This window comes from Herbaspirillum sp. ST 5-3 (genome assembly GCF_004804275.1).
GTDB lineage: Bacteria > Pseudomonadota > Gammaproteobacteria > Burkholderiales > Burkholderiaceae_D > Noviherbaspirillum.
In genome coordinates this window covers 358,486-376,267 of record NZ_STGI01000002.1, presented here as the reverse complement: position 1 = coordinate 376,267, position 17,782 = coordinate 358,486, and the positions used below count along the sequence as shown (strand labels likewise).

General features: G+C 60.3%; 14 protein-coding genes. 6 read left to right on the top strand and 8 right to left on the bottom strand.

The window, feature by feature from the left end; genetic code table 11:
- Positions 1-12 precede the first annotated feature (12 nt).
- The 5 genes from dcd to E6W33_RS05395 all read right to left on the bottom strand — a co-directional run bounded on the left by dcd (position 13) and on the right by E6W33_RS05395 (position 6,238).
- A complete protein-coding gene (gene dcd, locus E6W33_RS05415) occupies positions 13-579 on the bottom strand; it encodes a dCTP deaminase (protein ID WP_136415121.1) in 567 nt (188 codons plus the stop codon).
- A 335-nt stretch (positions 580-914) separates the two neighbouring features.
- Positions 915-2,225: an FAD-dependent oxidoreductase gene (locus E6W33_RS05410; RefSeq protein WP_136415119.1), complete on the bottom strand. Its 1,311-nt coding sequence runs from the start codon at positions 2,223-2,225 to the stop codon at positions 915-917.
- Positions 2,226-2,436: 211 nt separating this feature from the next.
- Positions 2,437-3,456 (bottom strand): XdhC family protein, encoded by a 1,020-nt coding sequence (locus tag E6W33_RS05405; protein ID WP_136415117.1) that lies wholly within the window; start codon positions 3,454-3,456, stop codon positions 2,437-2,439.
- A gap of 178 nt (positions 3,457-3,634) precedes the next feature.
- The gene (locus E6W33_RS05400; RefSeq protein ID WP_136415115.1) at positions 3,635-5,758 is read right to left on the bottom strand and encodes a xanthine dehydrogenase family protein molybdopterin-binding subunit; all 2,124 of its coding nucleotides are present in this window, start codon (positions 5,756-5,758) and stop codon (positions 3,635-3,637) included.
- A 12-nt stretch (positions 5,759-5,770) separates the two neighbouring features.
- Positions 5,771-6,238, bottom strand: a complete 468-nt coding sequence (locus E6W33_RS05395) for a (2Fe-2S)-binding protein (RefSeq protein WP_136415113.1) — start codon at positions 6,236-6,238, stop codon at positions 5,771-5,773.
- A 423-nt stretch (positions 6,239-6,661) separates the two neighbouring features.
- On the opposite strand from E6W33_RS05395, the gene E6W33_RS05390 reads away from it, so the two are divergent.
- A complete protein-coding gene (locus tag E6W33_RS05390; RefSeq protein WP_136415733.1) occupies positions 6,662-8,557 on the top strand; it encodes a sigma-54-dependent Fis family transcriptional regulator in 1,896 nt (631 codons plus the stop codon).
- A 79-nt stretch (positions 8,558-8,636) separates the two neighbouring features.
- Here E6W33_RS05390 and hrpA read toward each other — a convergent pair whose 3' ends face one another.
- Entirely contained in the window at positions 8,637-12,521 is a 3,885-nt protein-coding gene (hrpA, locus tag E6W33_RS05385; RefSeq protein ID WP_136415111.1) for an ATP-dependent RNA helicase HrpA, read from the bottom strand.
- Positions 12,522-12,653: 132 nt separating this feature from the next.
- On the opposite strand from hrpA, the gene argA reads away from it, so the two are divergent.
- Complete coding sequence (argA, locus tag E6W33_RS05380) at positions 12,654-13,964, top strand: amino-acid N-acetyltransferase (RefSeq protein ID WP_136415109.1); 1,311 nt, start codon at positions 12,654-12,656, stop codon at positions 13,962-13,964.
- Positions 13,965-14,019: 55 nt separating this feature from the next.
- Complete coding sequence (locus E6W33_RS05375) at positions 14,020-14,292, top strand: oxidative damage protection protein (RefSeq protein ID WP_136415107.1); 273 nt, start codon at positions 14,020-14,022, stop codon at positions 14,290-14,292.
- Positions 14,293-14,359: 67 nt separating this feature from the next.
- Here E6W33_RS05375 and rpiA read toward each other — a convergent pair whose 3' ends face one another.
- Positions 14,360-15,031 carry a ribose-5-phosphate isomerase RpiA gene (gene rpiA / locus E6W33_RS05370; protein ID WP_136415105.1) on the bottom strand — a complete coding sequence of 224 codons (672 nt, stop codon included), beginning with the start codon at positions 15,029-15,031 and terminating at the stop codon, positions 14,360-14,362.
- A 155-nt stretch (positions 15,032-15,186) separates the two neighbouring features.
- Between rpiA and E6W33_RS05365 the strand changes: the two genes are divergently transcribed.
- From E6W33_RS05365 to E6W33_RS05355, 3 genes are read left to right on the top strand one after another with little or no spacing between them, the layout of a single operon-like run.
- Entirely contained in the window at positions 15,187-15,549 is a 363-nt protein-coding gene (locus tag E6W33_RS05365) for a response regulator (RefSeq protein ID WP_136415103.1), read from the top strand.
- Entirely contained in the window at positions 15,549-16,163 is a 615-nt protein-coding gene (locus tag E6W33_RS05360; protein WP_136415101.1) for a chemotaxis protein CheX, read from the top strand. The genes E6W33_RS05365 and E6W33_RS05360 overlap by 1 nt, the downstream gene beginning before the upstream one ends.
- A 13-nt stretch (positions 16,164-16,176) precedes the next feature.
- The gene (locus E6W33_RS05355; protein ID WP_136415099.1) at positions 16,177-17,139 is read left to right on the top strand and encodes a diguanylate cyclase; all 963 of its coding nucleotides are present in this window, start codon (positions 16,177-16,179) and stop codon (positions 17,137-17,139) included.
- 19 nt (positions 17,140-17,158) lie between these two features.
- On the opposite strand, the gene E6W33_RS05350 is transcribed toward E6W33_RS05355, so the two are convergent.
- A complete protein-coding gene (locus tag E6W33_RS05350; protein WP_211097236.1) occupies positions 17,159-17,782 on the bottom strand; it encodes a bifunctional 4-hydroxy-2-oxoglutarate aldolase/2-dehydro-3-deoxy-phosphogluconate aldolase in 624 nt (207 codons plus the stop codon).

Here is a 17,782-nt window from a genome sequence, read left to right as displayed (position 1 = left end):
AACCGGTCGTGCTCAGGTCTTCGGCAACGTTACTCCGCGCTGCCCCTGGTACTTGCCGCCGCGATCCTTGTAGGAGGTTTCGCAGACTTCGTCGCTCTCGAAGAACAAGACCTGCGCACAACCCTCGCCGGCATAGATCTTTGCGGGCAGCGGCGTCGTATTGGAAAATTCCAGTGTCACATATCCCTCCCATTCTGGTTCGAACGGCGTCACATTGACGATGATGCCGCAACGGGCATACGTCGATTTGCCGAGGCAAATGGTCAGGACGGTGCGCGGAATGCGGAAGTACTCCATGGTGCGCGCCAGGGCAAACGAATTCGGCGGGATGATGCAGACATCACCCTTGAAATCGACGAAGGATTTCTCGTCGAAGTTCTTCGGATCGACGATCGTGCTGTTGATGTTGGTGAAAATCTTGAATTCGTCGGCGCAGCGAATGTCGTAGCCGTACGACGAAGTGCCGTAGCTGACGATCTTGTGGCCATTCACATGGCGCACCTGGCCCGGCTCGAACGGTTCGATCATGCCGTGTTCCTGCGCCATGCGGCGGATCCACTTGTCGGATTTGATGCTCATTGTTTTCGCGGAGGGTTGATATGGGGTCGGAGCGACGCATATCAGGTCGCGGCCGGCGAGCGAAGCGTGAAGCCGGAAGGGTCTTTTATGCGCGTTGACCCGCGATTTTACGCGAAAACATTCGCGGAGCCACTATTCCGAAGGGCGTATTGGCGGCGGCGCTGCGGACGGGCCAAAAATTCAGGCAATCTTGTTGAAACGACATTCCCTGGCAGGCGATTGAAAAACGTAGCGAGCGGGTCGAGTTTGGGTGCGAGGAGCGCACGCGTACAGAGCGGTACGCAGAGCACCGCAGCGCCCAAAATCGGCCCGCGCAGCAGTTTTTCAACATCCTGCTAGACTGATTGGCGCAGCTCGCCCGGATTCGAAGCGCCTGGCGCGTGGTACGGCGACGCCTGGTACACATACTGCTGCTGCACGCATTCGCGGTAGGCTTCCTTCAATCGGGTCGGATCCTGCAGCAGCAGGTCCTTCCATTCCCCGAGATGGACATGATGCTGGATCAGCCCGCGCAGGATGCTCGCATGCTCGGTCACGCCGACGGTATTGCAGCCGATCAGGACATCCTGGCTGAATTCCAGGCGCAGGTATTTGAAATGCTCTTCGTCCGCGATTTCCACCCATTGCCCGCCGCGCACGCCCTGCCACTGGCCGAAGGAAGAGGAAATCAGTCCCATCGTGTCGAACACGTCGATCTGCCGCAATCCGCGCTGGAAGGCGCTCTTGCCGGTCATGTTCAAGGCAGCGCAATAAGCCTGATCCGCCGCGTTGGGCTGAACACCGGAAATCATGCTGCGGCAGCTTGCGCTGTCGAAAGCTTCCGCGCAATCGCCGGCGGCATACACCCCCGGCACATTGGTCTGCATCGAGGCATCGACCACGACCCCTTGCAGATAACGGATGCCGCTGCCTCTCAGGAATTCGATATTGGGCGTCGTCCCGGCCGAATGCACGACCAGGTCGGCGTGCAATTGCATGCCGTTCGACAAGCGCACCGTCAGCGGCGAACGGTCGCCGATGATGCCCGCCACCCGCGTCGCCGTATGCACCTTGATGCCTTTGTTTTCGCACCAGCGCTGGATCATCTCGCCGGCGCCCTTCCCCATCATGTTGGGAAGCATGCGATCGCGTTTCTCGATCACTGTCAGATCGACTCCGCGTGCAGCCAAGGCTTCCATCACGATGCACCCGACGAATCCTGCACCGATCAGAATCACGCGCGCCCCCGGCGCGGCCAGCTCCATGATGGCGCGCGCATCTTCGAGGGTCCAGCAAGCGTGCACGCCCGGAGAGTCGATGCCGGAAATGAGCGGCATGCGCGGCCTCGCACCGGTCGCAATCAAGAGCTTGTCGAAGTCGACCACGCTACCGTCTTCCATCTTGACGGTGCGGGTACGGCTGCTGACATGGACCGCGCGCCCGGACATCTGGACGATTTGCAGTCGCGTGAAATAGTTCTTGTCGCGGCGCAGATAGGTGCCGGCCTCATTGGCATTCCCGGCCAGGAAGTTCGGGATGGCCATGCGCGAATAAGGCGGGCCGGGTTCGTCGCCAATCAGCACAATGTCGTCGACCGGCGCATTCTTGCGAATGGTTTCGGCTGCAATCACGCCTGCCGGACCGTTACCGATGATGACATGTCTCATGCGCGCGCTCCCGGCCGCGTCGCGCCATCCAACGGGTCAACAAAGCTTGCCGAAGATTCTTGCATTACCCCTCCACATGGACCAGGTTTTACAAAAATCACTATATCGGCGACCCGCCATTGTCAATTGAATAAGATCAAGGGTCGTGTGCCGGCTTTATGTTGTGGCGCAGCTGGAATGAATATCGGTGCTTGATCGCGCGCAACATGCGCTACGCGACATCGCAGGAGGAACTGCCGGAAGCCGGGATTGCCGCTTTAGCCTTGGCAACCGTCGCTTCAGCCGGAAGCCGAATCCCGTTCTTGATGGCTGTCATTTCCGCCAGAATGGAAATGGCAATTTCCGCAGGAGTCTTGCTGCCGATATAGAGCCCGACAGGGCCGTGCAACCGCCGGATCTGCGCCTCGGCAAGGTCGAACAGTTTGAGCCGTTCACGGCGTTTTGCATTGTTCAAGCGTGAACCGATGGCACCGACATAAAAGGCTTCCGAGCGCAACGCCTCCATCAGCGCCAGGTCATCCAGTTTCGGATCGTGCGTCAGCGCGACGACGGCGCTGCGACTGTCGAGCCGCATCGCGATCACGAGGTCATCCGGCATTTCATGCCGCACATCGATGCCCGGCAGGCTCCATCCGTCGCGATACTCTTCACGCGGATCGCACACCGTGACGTGATAGTCCATGCCCGCCGCGATCTGCGCAAGAAAGCGTGACAACTGCCCCGCGCCGATGATCAGCAGCCGCCAGCGCGGGCCGTGGATGGTAGTGAGCGCGCTTTCCGACACCTGCAGGCTCATGCCTGCGCTTGCCGGACCGAGCATGACCTCGCCGCTTGCCAGATCAAGCCTGCGCGCCACCAGTTGATGTTCCGACAGACGCATCAGCAATTCGTCGATGCCGCTGGCGCGGGACAAGGGCTCAATCGCCAGCTGGATCGTGCCGCCGCAGGGCAGGCCGAAGCGATGCGCCTGGTCGGCCGTGATGCCGTAGGTGACAATTTCCGGCAAGCTGCGCGTGATGCCGTCCTTTCGTACGCGATCGATCAGATCGTCTTCCACGCAACCTCCGGAAACGGAACCGACGACACGACCATCGTCGCAAATCGCCAGCATCGCGCCCTCCGGTCGCGGACTGGAACCCCAGGTTTTGATGACGGTCACCAGTTCGCAGCGATGGCCGCGACTGATCCATTCGCTGCATGTCTTCAGGACTTCAAGGTCGAGGCTATCCATGTTCAGATTGCTTGCAGGTGAGTGGTTGGATGGTTCGCTGGCGGCAGCGTCTCCGCGTGCCGATGCGAAGCCAATGCTTTGGCTGCCCGCGAAATCGTGCAGGACACGTCCCGCGCGCCAGCAACCATCACAAGGATACCGGTGCGCGGAACATGCCCTGCCTTTCTGCAATGCTCCGTCAGGCTCGCGCGATGTTTTGCGGCGAGAGCGGCAGCTTGCGCATGCGCAAGCCGGTCGCCGCAAACAGGGCATTGGCCACCGCCGGGGCGATCAGGGCGGTCGCAGGCTCGCCGACGCCGCCCGGCTTTTCCGTGCTCTTGACCAGTATCACGTCGATCTTCGGCGTTTCGTGCATGCGCAGCAGCGGGTAGTTATTGAAGTTCGTCTGCTGCACGCGGCCGTTTTTCAGCGTGATATCGCCGCTCAATGCCGCCGACAAGCCGAACACGATGCTCGACTGGATCTGCGCCTCCACGGTATCGGGATTGACCATGCGGCCGACGTCGGCCGCCACCACCACGCGATGCACCCGGATCGCGTTGTCCTTCACCGAGATTTCCGCTACTTGGGCCATATAAGTGCCATAGCCCTCCATCAACGCGATGCCGTGCGAGTGCCCGGCTGGCAGCGGTTTGCCCCATCCGGCCCTGTCGGCGGCCAGCTTCAGCACATTGACAAAGCGCGGCTGCTTCTCGATCAGCGCCATGCGATAGGCATACGGGTCCTTTCCCGCCGCCGCCGCCAGTTCGTCGATGAAGCTTTCATTGGCGAATGCATTCAGCGCATGGCTGACCGAGCGCCAATAGCCGACGCGCAGACCGGCGTCATGAATCACCATTTCATGTGTCGTGTCGGGAATCTCGTACGGCGCAACCGAGGCTTCGGCCATGAATGGATCCACCGTATCCTTGGGCAGACCGAATGCGCGTTGCGTGATCGACTGCGAGGTGAGCTCGAAAGTCATGGCCACCGGCTTGCCGCTCGCGTCGAGGCCGGCAGTCATGCGGTGCAAAGCCATCGGGCGATAGAAATCATGCGTCATGTCGTCTTCGCGGGTCCACAGCAGTTTGACCGGCTTGCCGACCGCCTTCGAAATCTGTGCCGCCTGCACGGTAAAGTCGACTTCCAGCCGGCGTCCGAATCCGCCGCCGAGGAAGGTCGTGCGCAAGGTGACGTCCTCGGGCTTGAGTCCGAGCTTCGCCGCAACCACGCCATGCGCGCCCTGCTGGAACTGCGTCGGTCCGATCAGCAGGCATTTGCCGTCGCGAACGTCCGCAGTGAAATTCATCGGCTCCAGCGTCGCATGCGCAAGCAGTTGCGATTCATACTCGGCATTGACAAGCTTGACGGCTCCCTTCAGCGCATCCTGCGCATTGCCGTTCCTCTTGATGTCGAGCTTCTTCTCGCTTGCGGCCGCATTGCGGATACCAGCCATCATGGTCGCATTGTCCAGCTTTGCGCCCGGGCCTTCATCCCACTGGACGGTCAAGGCTTCACGCGCCTTCTTTGCACGCCAGTAGCTGTCCGCGACGACGGCAACGCCATCATCGATCTGCACCACGTCGATCACGCCGGGCATGGCGCGCGCTTTTGTTGCATCGAAGCTGACGACTTTGCCGCCGATCACCGGACACTGCTCAAGGGAGGCGTAAACCATTCCCGGCAGCTTGACGTCAATGCCATATTCGGCCTTGCCGCTGACTTTGGCGGGCGTATCCAGCCGGCGCGTGGGCTTGCCGACAATCGTGAAATCCTTCGGGTCTTTCAGCGCCACCTCCTTCGGCAGCGGCAACCGTGACGCCGCCTCGGCGAGCTGACCGTAACTCGCCTTCTTGCCACCCGGGCCGAAGACCATGCCCTTCTCAGCGCGGCATTTCGCCGCATCGACGCCCCATTGATTGGCGGCGGCAGCAATGAGCATGGTCCTTACCTGGGCGCCGCCGATGCGCAACTTTTCCCAGGCGTCGCGCACCGAGGTGGAGCCGCCGGTGATCTGCGCACCGAGCAGCGCATTGACATAGGCCGCGTTGGGCGGCGCGATCTCGACCTTGACCTGCCGGATGTCGACGTTCAATTCCTCTGCGATCAGCATCGGCATCGATGTGTAGACACCCTGCCCCATCTCGGAGCGGGCGGAGATCAGGGTGATCGAATTGTTGTCTGCGATATGTACCCATGCGTTGGGCGCGTAAACGGTGCCGGCGGCTTGCGCTTCGCCGATCTTCGGGAGATACATGCCGAGTACGAGCCCGCCGCCTGCAATGGCGGAGGTTTTGAGGAAATCGCGGCGTGATAGTGTCATGGCGTTCCCTCCTTATGCCTTGCGGCGCAGCTCGGCGGCAGCGGTCTTGATCGCGGCGCGCACACGGTTGTAGGTGCCGCAGCGGCAAAGGTTGCCGCTCATCGCATGGTCGATGTCGGCATCGGACGGGTTCTTGTTGGACGCCAGCAAGGCAGCGGCGCTCATCAACTGGCCCGACTGGCAGTAGCCACATTGCGGCACGTCATGCGCAATCCATGCCTTTTGCAGCGGGTGCGAATTGTCCTTGGACAGCGACTCCACTGTTGCCACCTTCTTGCCCGCGACAGCCGATACCGGCGTTTGGCAGGAGCGTACTGGAGTCCCGTTCACATGGACCGTGCATGCACCGCACAATGCTGCACCGCATCCAAATTTTGTGCCGGTCAGGCCGATTTCATCGCGGATAACCCACAGCAGAGGAGTATCCGGCTCGACGTTGACCGATACCGACTGGCCATTAATGTTGAAACTGATTGTCATTGTGTGTCTCTCCGTTGTTATATTGTTTCAAATTGGTACAGTTTTGATCCGATTCGGGACGGACTAGGCATGTTGCGCAAAAGACATGCCACCTGCATGCCTTCCGACCTGCAGCACGTGCGTTCAGGAAAGGGCAACAAATCGACCCATATTGCGTCGCAACAAAGATGCGCCGCGGCTTGTGGCGGCCTCTGCAACGCGCCAAAACAGGTGATACATTCACCCGAAACCGTCGATCCCGAATCGGCAACATCCAATACAAAGACGATAGCCGCAACCCAAGCGACAGGAGGAGACATGGCGAGAATCACGAATCAAGGGCCGGGCAGCGCGGGCGATTTGCCGCCGCCCTCGTTTGCCGCGGCAAGCGCGAGACTGAGGCCGACTGGCGCGGGCACTCTTGCGGTGGAAGACCAGCAGAGCATGATAGAAAAATCGCGCGCGCGTTCGATGTCCTTCGGACTGCGGGAAAGCGATGCGCCGGACTTCACCTGCATCCCGGACAAGGAATTGTCACGTCTGCTGGAACAGAACCGCACGCTCTGCGACTACGCGTTGCCGGTCATGGACGCACTGTTCGAACAAATAGAAAACACGCACAGCATGGTGATCCTCACCGATGCGGAAGGACATGTGCTGCATGCGCTGGGGGATGATGATTTTCTCGAAAGGGTGGAGAAGATCGCGATACGTCCTGGCGCCATATGGTCGGAACGCAGCAAGGGTACCAACGCGATAGGCACCACCATCGCCGAAAAACTGCCGACGCTGGTGCACGGCAGCGAGCACTACCTCAATGCCAACCATTTTCTGACCTGCTCCGCCGCACCGATCTTCGACGACCAAGGCAATGTCGCCGGCGTCCTTGATGTGACCGGCGATTACCGCAGCTATCACCGGCACACCATGGGACTGGTCCGCATGTCGGCGCAGATGATCGAGAACCAGTTGTTCTCATCCGCCTTTCGCAACGCCATCACGCTGCACTTTCACAGTCGCCGCGAACTGGTCGGCACACTGATAGAGGGCATCGCCTCGTTCACGCCAGGCGGGCGTTTCCTCTCCGCCAATCGCAGCGGCCTGTCCCAGCTCGGACTGCCGCTGGCAGCGCTGCGCTCGCATACCTTGAGTTCACTGTTCAATCTCCCGGTGTCGGCGCTGTTCGATCATTACCGAGCGGCCGCACCCGGCTATCTCGATCTTTGCCTTCCTTCCGGTGCACGCCTTTTCGCGCGTGGCGAACTGCGGCTCGACAGCAAGATGTTCCATCACTCGACCGATCTGACGCCGGAGGCTGGTCCGCCGTTGCCTCTTGCCAAACCGGACAATGAACCCGCCGCTGCAAAACCGTCGCCCCGGCCGTTGAAAATTCCACTCGACGAGTTGAATACCGGCGATGCAAGGCTCGCAAGCGCAATCGGGAAAGTGCGACGCGTAACCGGGCGCGATATTCCCATTCTGCTGACAGGAGAAACCGGAACCGGCAAGGACTTGTTCGCACAGGCGATCCACCACGCCTCACCGCATCGTAACGGTCCGTTCGTTGCGGTCAATTGCGCATCGCTCCCCGAGAGCCTGATCGAATCCGAGTTGTTCGGCTATGAAGACGGTGCCTTCACCGGCGCGCGCAAGAACGGCAGCATCGGAAAGATTCTCCAGTCCGACGGCGGAACGCTGTTCCTCGACGAAATCGGCGACATGCCGCTGAATTTGCAGGCGCGCCTGCTGCGCGTATTGCAAGATCGCGTGGTGACGCCGCTGGGAAGCATACGCTCCATACCGGTGAACATGACGCTCATCTGCGCAAGCAACCGCAACCTGCGCGACATGATCACGCAAGGCCTCTTTCGCGAAGACCTTTACTATCGTCTTAACGGCCTTGTGATCAAGCTGCCAGCGCTCAGGGAGCGCAGTGATTTCGATGCGCTGGTAAAAAAAGTAATCGCCATCGAGGGAAAAGGCGTGGACTACACGGTTTCGCCGGAAGTCATGCTGCTGTTCCGGCGCTATACATGGCCGGGCAACCTGCGCCAACTGACTAACCTGCTGCGCACAGCCATCGCGATGGCCGGAGACGACCGTGAGCTCGGCGTGGAACACCTGTCCGACGATTTTCTCGATGAGGTCGCCGCCGCATCGCCGCCGGAGACCATGTCGACGTCACCGGCAGTCACGCCTTCGGAAAACCTCGACAACCTCCAGCTGTCGACCATCCGCAGGACGCTGGAAGCCAAGCGCGGGAATGTGTCGGCAACCGCACGCGCGCTCGGCATATCGCGCAATACGATCTATCGCAAGTTGAACACGCCCGGCGAATAGAATCTGTTCGTGACGGCGGCGCACAACTGGACGCATCGCAGGCGCAGCCTCCAGCCGTGCCGCAGATCTTCAAGCCAGTTCAGCGCTGCATCGACTCCCAGACTTTCTGCAGCCGCTTGGCCGACACCGGCATCGGTGTGCGCAGTTCCTGCGCAAACAGCGATACCCGCAGCTCTTCCAGTAACCAGCGGAATTCAGTCATCTTCGGATCGGCACCCTTCTGCCTGTCTTTCTGCGCCCTCTGCCAGGGTGCCGCCACCTGCGCCCACTCTGCCATCAAACGCTGGTCGCGCGCCGGGTCGGCGCGCAGCTTTTCCAGACGCACGCCAATGGCCTTCAGGTAGCGCGGGAAATGGGACAGCTGCACATAATCGTTCTCCGCGATGAAGCGCTTGCCGATCAGCGTCTGCAATTGCGACTGCATGTCGGCCGCGCTTTGGGCATGCGCCTTTGCGCCTTGCAGTTTCTTCGGCAGCGTGTAGTACTCGGCCAGGATCTGTGCGGCAAGGCGTGCAATCTCATTGACCAGCAGACCCAACCGCGACTTGCCTTCCTCCTTGCGCTGATTGAATTCTTCGGCATTTTTCGGCAGTGGTTCCTGCAGGCAGGCACGTTCAAGCCCCGCCTGGATGATCTGGTCGCGCAGCTCTTCCTGCGAGCCGAGAGACATGAATTGCATGCCCATCTGCTGCAGACCGGGGATGTTCTTTTCCAGGTATTTGAGCTGCTCTTTCAGTTGCAGCGCAAACAGGCGACGCAGGCCGATACGATGCACGCGGGCAGCTTCCGCCGGATCGTCGAACACCTCCAGGTCGCAGTGCGTGGTCTTGTCCACCAGCGCCGGAAACCCGATCAGGGTTTGCTTGCCTTGCTGGATTTCCAGCAGCTCGGGCAATTCGCCGAAGGACCATGCGGTCAGGTTCTGATGTTCCGTGCCGCTGCCATTGCCCGGCGACGGCGACGCCACAACTTCGCTTGCGCGCGCATGACCGGCCTGCGTCGTCACAGCCGGCGCCACCACCGTTTTTTCGGCGAGGCGCTGGAAGCTTTCTCGCGCCTGCCCGCCGAATTCAGCCTGCAAGCCTGCCAGATTGCGGCCCATCTCCAACTGCCGTCCGTGTTCGTCGACAATCTTGAAATTCATGAAATGATGCGCAGGCAAGGTCTCCAGCTTGAAGTCGGTGGTCTTGACCGCAATGCCGGTCTGCTCGCGCACATCCGCGATCACCGCATCGATCAGACTGCCCTTGCCGAACTCGACCCGCTCGCAAAAACCGGCGGCAAAATCCGGCAGCGGCACGCAATGCCGGCGCAGCTTTTGCGGTAACGACTTCAGCAAGAGGTGCACCTTTTCCTTCAGCATGCCGGGTACCAGCCACTCGCAGCGCTCGGCCGACACTTGGTTAAGCGCATAGAGCGGAATGGTGAGTGTCACACCGTCGCGCGGACTGCCGGGCTCGAAGTGATACGACAGCATCATGTCAACACCCGCCACCGGCATTTTCTTCGGAAACAAATCGGTGGTCACGCCGGCGGCCTCGTGCCGCATCAGGTCGTCGCGGTTCAGGTGCAAGAGTTTCGGATTCTTGACCGTCGCCTGCTTGTACCATTTCTCGAACTCAAAGGCGCTATGCACCTCCTGCGGAATCAGCTTGTCGTAAAACGCCGCGATCAGTTCCTCGTCGACCAGCACGTCGAGGCGACGCGACTTGTGTTCAAGGTTTTCGATCTCGCGCACCAGCTTCTGATTGTGCGCGAGGAAGGGTGCGCGCGTGTCCAGCTCACCGCCGACCAGCGCGTTGCGAATGAAAATCTCGCGCGCCTCGGTCGGGTTGATCACGCCGTAGTTGATGCGACGCTGGCTGTACACCACAAGGCCGTACAGCGTCGCCCGCTCGTAGGCAGAGACTTGCCCGGTGCGTTTTTCCCAGCGCGGATCGCCATAGGATTTCTTCAACAGGTGGCCGCCGACGCGTTCCAGCCATTCCGGCTGAATCTGCGCGATGCAGCGTGCATACAGTCGAGTCGTATCGACCAGTTCCGCCGCCATGATCCAGCGCCCGGCTTTCTTCACCAGATGCGATCCGGGCCAGATGTAGAACTTGATGCCGCGCGCGCCGAGATAGTGCGGCTCCTCCTCCGACTTGTAGCCGACGTTGCCCAGCAATCCGGTCAGCAGCGCGGTGTGCAGCTGCTCGTAGGTGGCCGGCGATTCGTTCATGCGCCAGCCCTGTTCGCGCACCAGCGTCAGCAATTGCGAATGCACATCGCGCCATTCGCGCAAGCGTAGTTGCGAGAGGAAATTGGCGCGACAGTTGTCCATCAACTGCTTGTTCGATTTCTTGTGCTCGACCGCGTCCTCGAACCACTTCCAGATTTTCAGGTAGCTCAGGAACTCGGATTTTTCATCGGCGAATTTCTTGTGCGCGTTGTCGGCCGCATCCTGTGCTTCCATCGGGCGATCGCGCGGATCCTGCACCGATAGCGCGGACGCGATGATCAAGACTTCCGTGAGTGCCGCATTGTCGCGGGCAGCAAGGATCATGCGCCCCACGCGCGGATCGAGCGGCAGTTTCGCGAGCTGCTTGCCGAGCGGCGTGAGCTGGTTGTTGTCATCGACCGCACCCAGCTCCTGCAGCAGCTGGTAGCCGTCCGCGACCGCGCGCCCCATGGGCGGTTCGATGAAGGGAAATGACTCGACATCGGTCAGGCGCAAGGACTTCATGCGCAGGATGACCGCGGCCAGCGAGGAACGCAGGATTTCCGGATCGGTGAATTTCGGCCTTTGCAGGAAATCCTGTTCGTCATACAAACGGATGCAAACGCCCGCAGCAACGCGGCCGCAACGGCCGGCACGCTGATTCGCGGCGGACTGCGCGATCGGCTCGATCTGCAATTGCTCGACCTTGTTGCGATAGCTGTAGCGCTTGACGCGCGCCAGCCCGGCATCGACGACATAGCGGATGCCCGGCACCGTCAGCGAGGTTTCCGCGACGTTGGTGGCGAGAACGATGCGACGCGCGTTCGAAATCTTGAACACCCTCTCCTGCTCCTGCACCGACAGGCGCGCGAACAGAGGCAGTATCTCGACGTGCGGCGGATGATGCTTGCGCAAGGCTTCTGCGGCATCGCGGATTTCGCGCTCGCCGGGTAGAAACACCAGCACGTCGCCGGAGCCGATGCGTGCGAGTTCATCGACTGCGTCGACGACCGCATCCATCAAGTCACGCTGTTCCTTCTGCGCGGAGGGTTTGGTTTCGCTCTTGTCGTTCGGCTCGACCGGGCGGTAGCGCACTTCGACCGGATACAGCCGGCCCGATACCTCGATCACCGGCGCCGGCTTGTCACCTTTGCCGAAATGTCGCGCGAAGCGGTCCGCATCGATGGTCGCCGAGGTGATGATCACCTTCAGGTCCGGGCGCCTCGGCAGCAACTGCTTGAGATAGCCGAGCAGGAAATCGATGTTCAGGCTGCGTTCGTGCGCCTCGTCGATGATGATGGTGTCGTACTGCTTCAGCAAGGGATCCGTTTGCGTCTCCGCCAGCAGGATACCGTCGGTCATCAGCTTGATCGACGCGCCCTTGGACAAGGTATCCGTGAAGCGCACCTTGAAGCCGACATGGACGCCGAGTTGCGAACCAAGCTCCTGCGCGATGCGCTTTGCGGTCGAAGACGCCGCAATGCGACGCGGCTGAGTATGGCCGATCAGGCCCGACGTTCCTCGGCCGAGTTCGAGACAGATCTTCGGCAGTTGTGTGGTCTTGCCGGAACCGGTCTCGCCACAAACGATGATGACCTGGTGAGCGCGCAGGGCGTCCGCGATCTGCGCACGCTTGCCGGAGACCGGCAACTCCTCGGGGAAGGTGATGGGGGGCAGCGGATTACGGACCGCGGGCGCAGCGGGCTTGCCCTGTTGGTGGCGGGGCTTGGCAGGGTTTTTTTGGGCTTGTTCGGATGCAGACATATCGGGGCGAATTATACAGAGCGGGACGGATCGTCGCGGTAACCGGCGCCATGCCCCTTGCGCGACAAACATCATGACGCGCGGGATCAGGTTGCGCAGTCGATCCATGTCGCACTGTATATAATGCGGTTCATGGAAAACCCAATTCAATTCGTTCAATGGCTGCGCTCGGTCGCGCCGTACATTCACGCATTTCGCGGGAAAACCTTCGTGGTCGCCTTTCCCGGGGAATTGGTGGTGTCCGGCGCGCTCCCCGTGCTGGCGCAGGATTTGTCCTTATTGCATGCGCTCGGCATCAAGGTCGTCATCGTGCACGGCTCGCGTCCCCAGGTCGAGGAACAGCTCGCGCTGCGCAAGCTTACCGCGCGCTACCACAACGGCCTGCGCATCACGGATGCAGCGGCGATGGAGTGCGTAAAGGAAGCAGCCGGCGAATTGCGGCTCGATATCGAAGCGGCATTCAGCCAGGGTTTGCCGAATACCCCCATGGCGCATGCTGCGATTCGTATCATTTCGGGCAATTTCGTCACCGCGCGGCCAATCGGCGTCATCGACGGGGTTGACCTGGAATTCACCGGCGTGGCGCGCAAGATCGCTTATGAGACCATCCATCCGATATTAAGTGCCGGCGGATTGGTGCTGCTGTCGCCGCTCGGTTTCTCGCCCACCGGCGAGGCCTTCAACCTGACCATGGAGGACGTGGCCGTGTCCGCTGCGTCCGCCCTGCGCGCCGACAAGCTGATTTTCATCACCGAAACACCGCTGATGACCGACCAGGAAGGCCGCGACGTGCGCGAATTGACCGCCGCCCAGGCGGACGCCTTGCTGAAAAGCGGAAAATTGCCGGCGGATACTGCCTTCTACCTGCAGCATTGCGCGAAAGCGTCGCGCGCCGGCGTGCCGCGGGTGCATATCGTCCCCTTCGAAATGGACGGTTCAGCGCTGCTGGAAATCTTTACGCACGATGGCGTCGGCACCATGGTCAGCACCGAAAACCTCGAAACCCTGCGCGAGGCGACCATTGAAGACGTCGGCGGCATCCTCAAATTGATTGAACCGCTGGAAGCCGACGGCACCCTGGTCAAGCGCGGCCGCGAGCTGATCGAACGTGAAATCGACTATTTCTCGGTGATTGAACACGACGGCGTGATTTTCGGTTGCGCCGCGCTGTATCCCTTCCCGGCGGAAAAAATGGCCGAAATGGCATGCCTGACGGTCAATCCGGAAGTGCAAAGCCAGGGCGACGGCGAGCGCATCCTGAAACACATGGAAAACCGCGCACGAGCGGCCGGATTTACCCGGATGTTCGTGCTGACGACACGCACTTCGCACTGGTTCCTCAAGCGCGGATTCGTGCATGCGACGGTCGACGATTTGCCGAAGGACCGGCAACACATGTATAACTGGCAACGCAAATCACTGGTACTGATCAAGCAACTTTAACACCGCTGCATTTTCCAACAAGGCAGCCCATTTGAATGAACGAGGAGTGAAAAACATGGCCCGCATGGTCCACTGCATCAAGCTGAACAAGGAAGCCGAAGGACTCGATTTTCCGCCGTATCCGGGTGAACTCGGCAAGCGGATTTACGAAAGCGTATCGAAGGAAGCCTGGGCCGGCTGGCTCAAGCACCAGACGATGCTGGTCAACGAGAACCGTCTGAACCTGGCCGACGCGCGCGCACGAAAATACCTGGCGCAGCAGATGGAAAACCACTTTTTCGGCGCCGGCGCCGATCAGGCAGCCGGTTACGTGCCGCCGAGCGAATAATTCTCTGTCGCCAGAAAAAAAGCCCGCAGACATCGTCGAGCGGGCTTTTTGCTTTGCGGCGAATGCTTCAGAAGTTGAGCTTCTTCACACCTTCCACCGTTCCCAGCAGGCCGACATCCGCGCCGCGTTGTGCAAACAGCCCGACCGTGACCACACCGGGAATGTTGTTGATCTGCGCTTCCAGTTCAGCCGGATTCGCTATCTTCAGCCCAACCAGGTCGATGATCATGCAGGCATTGTCGGTCATCACCGGCTTGCCGTCCTTCATACGCAGGCGCGGTTCGCCGCCGAAGGATTTCAGCTTGCGCGCCACGGCGGCTTGCGCCATGGGAATGACTTCAATCGGCAGCGGGAAGGCGCCAAGCACGTCCACCAGCTTGGAGCCATCGGCAATACAGACAAACTTCCCGGCCACCGATGCCACGATCTTTTCGCGCGTCAATGCTGCGCCGCCGCCCTTGATCATGGCGCCCTGCGGGGTAATTTCATCTGCACCGTCGATGTAGACGGACATCGAGTCCACCTCGTTCAGGTCAAGCACCGGGATGCCATGCGATTTCAGGCGTGCGGCCGTCGCTTCGGACGACGCTACCGCTCCTTTGACGCGGCCTTTGATCTTGCCGAGTTCATCAATGAAGAAATTGGCGGTGGAACCAGTGCCGACGCCGATGATCTCTCCGTCAGGTACGTACTCGATCGCGGCGCGGGCAACAGCTTGTTTCAATTCGTCTTGGGTCATGGTGCATTGCAATGAAAAAGAATGCCGTTATTTTAATCGAGACCCGTGAACAGGAAGACTTTTTCTCTGGCTGAGGCATCGTTGCCGCTCAATCGAGTGGTAGACTTACTCCAAAGAATGTTTGCGTCACAAACTGATACAAAAGCGATATAAAGATGACAACCGTACTTGTGGTCGACGACAGCAAAGTTTCCCGCCTGCTGTCCAGGCAGTACATCCTCCAGAGACACCCCGACTGGAACATTGCGGAAGCAACCAGCGGCGAGGAGGCAATTGAAAAGCTGGAAACAGTCACGCCCGATTTGATCCTGCTGGACCTCAACATGCCTGGCATGGGCGGTTTGGCCGCAGTCGATAAAATCCAGGCCAAGTGCCCCTCCGCCCGCATCACCCTGCTGACCGCCAATGTGCAGGACGCAACTCGCGACAAGGCGCACGCGCTCGGCATCGGTTTTGCCGAAAAACCGATTACCGAAGCCCGTATCGACCAGGTTATCGCTGTTCTGGAAAACCGGTAATGTTCCGCCTCACTGACCTTCAACACGATGCCCTGGTTGAAATTTTCAACCTTGGAGTCGGCCAGGCGGCCGCGGCGATGAGCCGCATCGTGAATGAAGAAGTGAAGATGTCAGTGCCGATGATTGCCTTCCAGAGCCGCTCCGAGGTTGCGAAAACCCTGGGTAGCGATGAAGGCCGCCGTATCTGCGCCATCACGCAGCATTTCGAAGGCGCATTCAAGACCGAAGCCTTCCTGATGTTTCCTGAGGAAAAGAGCCTGGAAATCGTGCGCCTGATGGTCGGGCAAAGCCTTTCGCTCGAAGAACTCAGCGAGATGGAACAGGAAGCGATGAGTGAAATCGGCAACATCATCCTCAATTCCTGCATGGGGACGCTGGCCAATGCGTCCGGCAAGGAGCTGCACGGATCGCTACCAATGTACCATGTCGGCACCAGCGAGGATATTCTCAGCGTGTCGGGCAAGGAATGGGACGGCATCGTGCTCACGCTGAAAATCGATTTCAATATCGAAAAGCACCAGATCCACGGATACGTCGCTTTCCTGCTCGACATGCCTGCGCTGCATGACCTGCAGCTGTACATCAACGCTTATCTCGCAAAACTGTCCGGCTGAGGCCGGGAAAACCATGCAGCTCGGCTTGATACAAGGAGTTCTCAAGGCGGTCCGCACCGGCATCATCGTTTTCGATGCCGAGCAGCGCATCGTCCTGTGGAACAATTGGGTCGAACAGCATTCGCGCCTGCCGGCCGACAGCGTTATCGGGAAAGCCTTTACGGAAGTGTTCCCCGACATGACGGATGGCCGCACGCATGTGGCCATCACCGAGGCCTTGCGCAACAATTTTGCGTCTCTGCTGTCGCAAACACTGAACAAGGCCCCCTTCCCGCTTTATTCCACGCCGGCCGATGCCGCCGCCGGCGCACGCATGCAGCAGGCTGTGCATGTCATGCCGCTGCACGTCGAAACCCTGCCGCGCCATTGCCTGGTGCAGATCACAGATGTCAGCATGGCGGTTTCGCGCGAAAGGAAGTTGCGTGAGCAAGCCGTCGAATTGCAGTCGCAGTCCCTGGTCGACGGATTGACGGGCATTGCCAATCGACGCCGCTTCGACCTGCACTTGGATCATGAATTCAGGAACGCGAAACGCAATGCCTCACCGCTTTCGCTGATCATGATCGACGTCGATTACTTCAAGAACTACAACGACAATTACGGACATCAGCGCGGTGATGAATGCCTGGTACAGATCGCAGCGTCGCTGGGCCGCGTCCTCAACCGCTCCAACGATCTGGTTGCCCGCTATGGCGGTGAAGAGTTTGCAGTAATTCTTCCCAATACCAATGAAGACGGCGCCTTGCAGGTGGCGGAAGCGATGCGCGCGGAAGTGGAATCACTCACGCTGGCGCACGCCTTTTCCGGCGTTGCGGAATACGTGACAGTCAGCCTCGGCGTCAGCACCCTGACGCCGGAACATCTCGCCAAGACCAGCAGCCTCGTCCGCGGAGCCGACCGCGCGCTCTATCAGGCCAAGCGTTCAGGGCGCAATTGCGTGGTCGTACACGCCGATACATCAACCGTTCGCGTCTGACGCCAGCGTTGCCACGGGTTCAGGTGCGCAGACGGCTCGCTGCCCGCGCCAACTCCGTGATCCGCGCCCAATCCCCCGCCTGCATTGCGTCCTTTGGCGTCAGCCATGATCCACCGACGCACGCGACGTTCTTGCATGCAAGGAATTGAGAAGCCGTCTCCTGCGAGATGCCGCCCGTAGGACAGAAGGTCACATCCGGCAGCGGACCGGCGATCGCGTTGAGCATGCCGATGCCCCCGGCGGGCACGGCGGGAAACAGTTTCAATTGACGGAAGCCGGCTTCGCGCGCTGCCATTACCTCGGAGGGAGACATCACGCCGGGCAGCAGCGGCAGCCCGCTTGCTTTCGCCGCGCTGATCAGGCTGGGTGTCAGCCCCGGCGATACGCCGAACACCGCGCCAGCGTCCCTCGCAGCCGCGAATTCATCCGGCTGCGTCAGGGTACCGACGCCGACAATCGCATCGGGCACCTGCTCCGCCATCGCGCGGATGGCCGGTAATCCGTGCACCGTGCGAAGCGTCACTTCCAGTACGCGGATTCCGCCGGCAACCAGCGCGCGCGCCAAGGGGACGGCGTGGTCGATGTTATCGATGGCAATGACCGGAATGACCGGCGAGGCACGCATTATGTCGAGCAGTGTCAT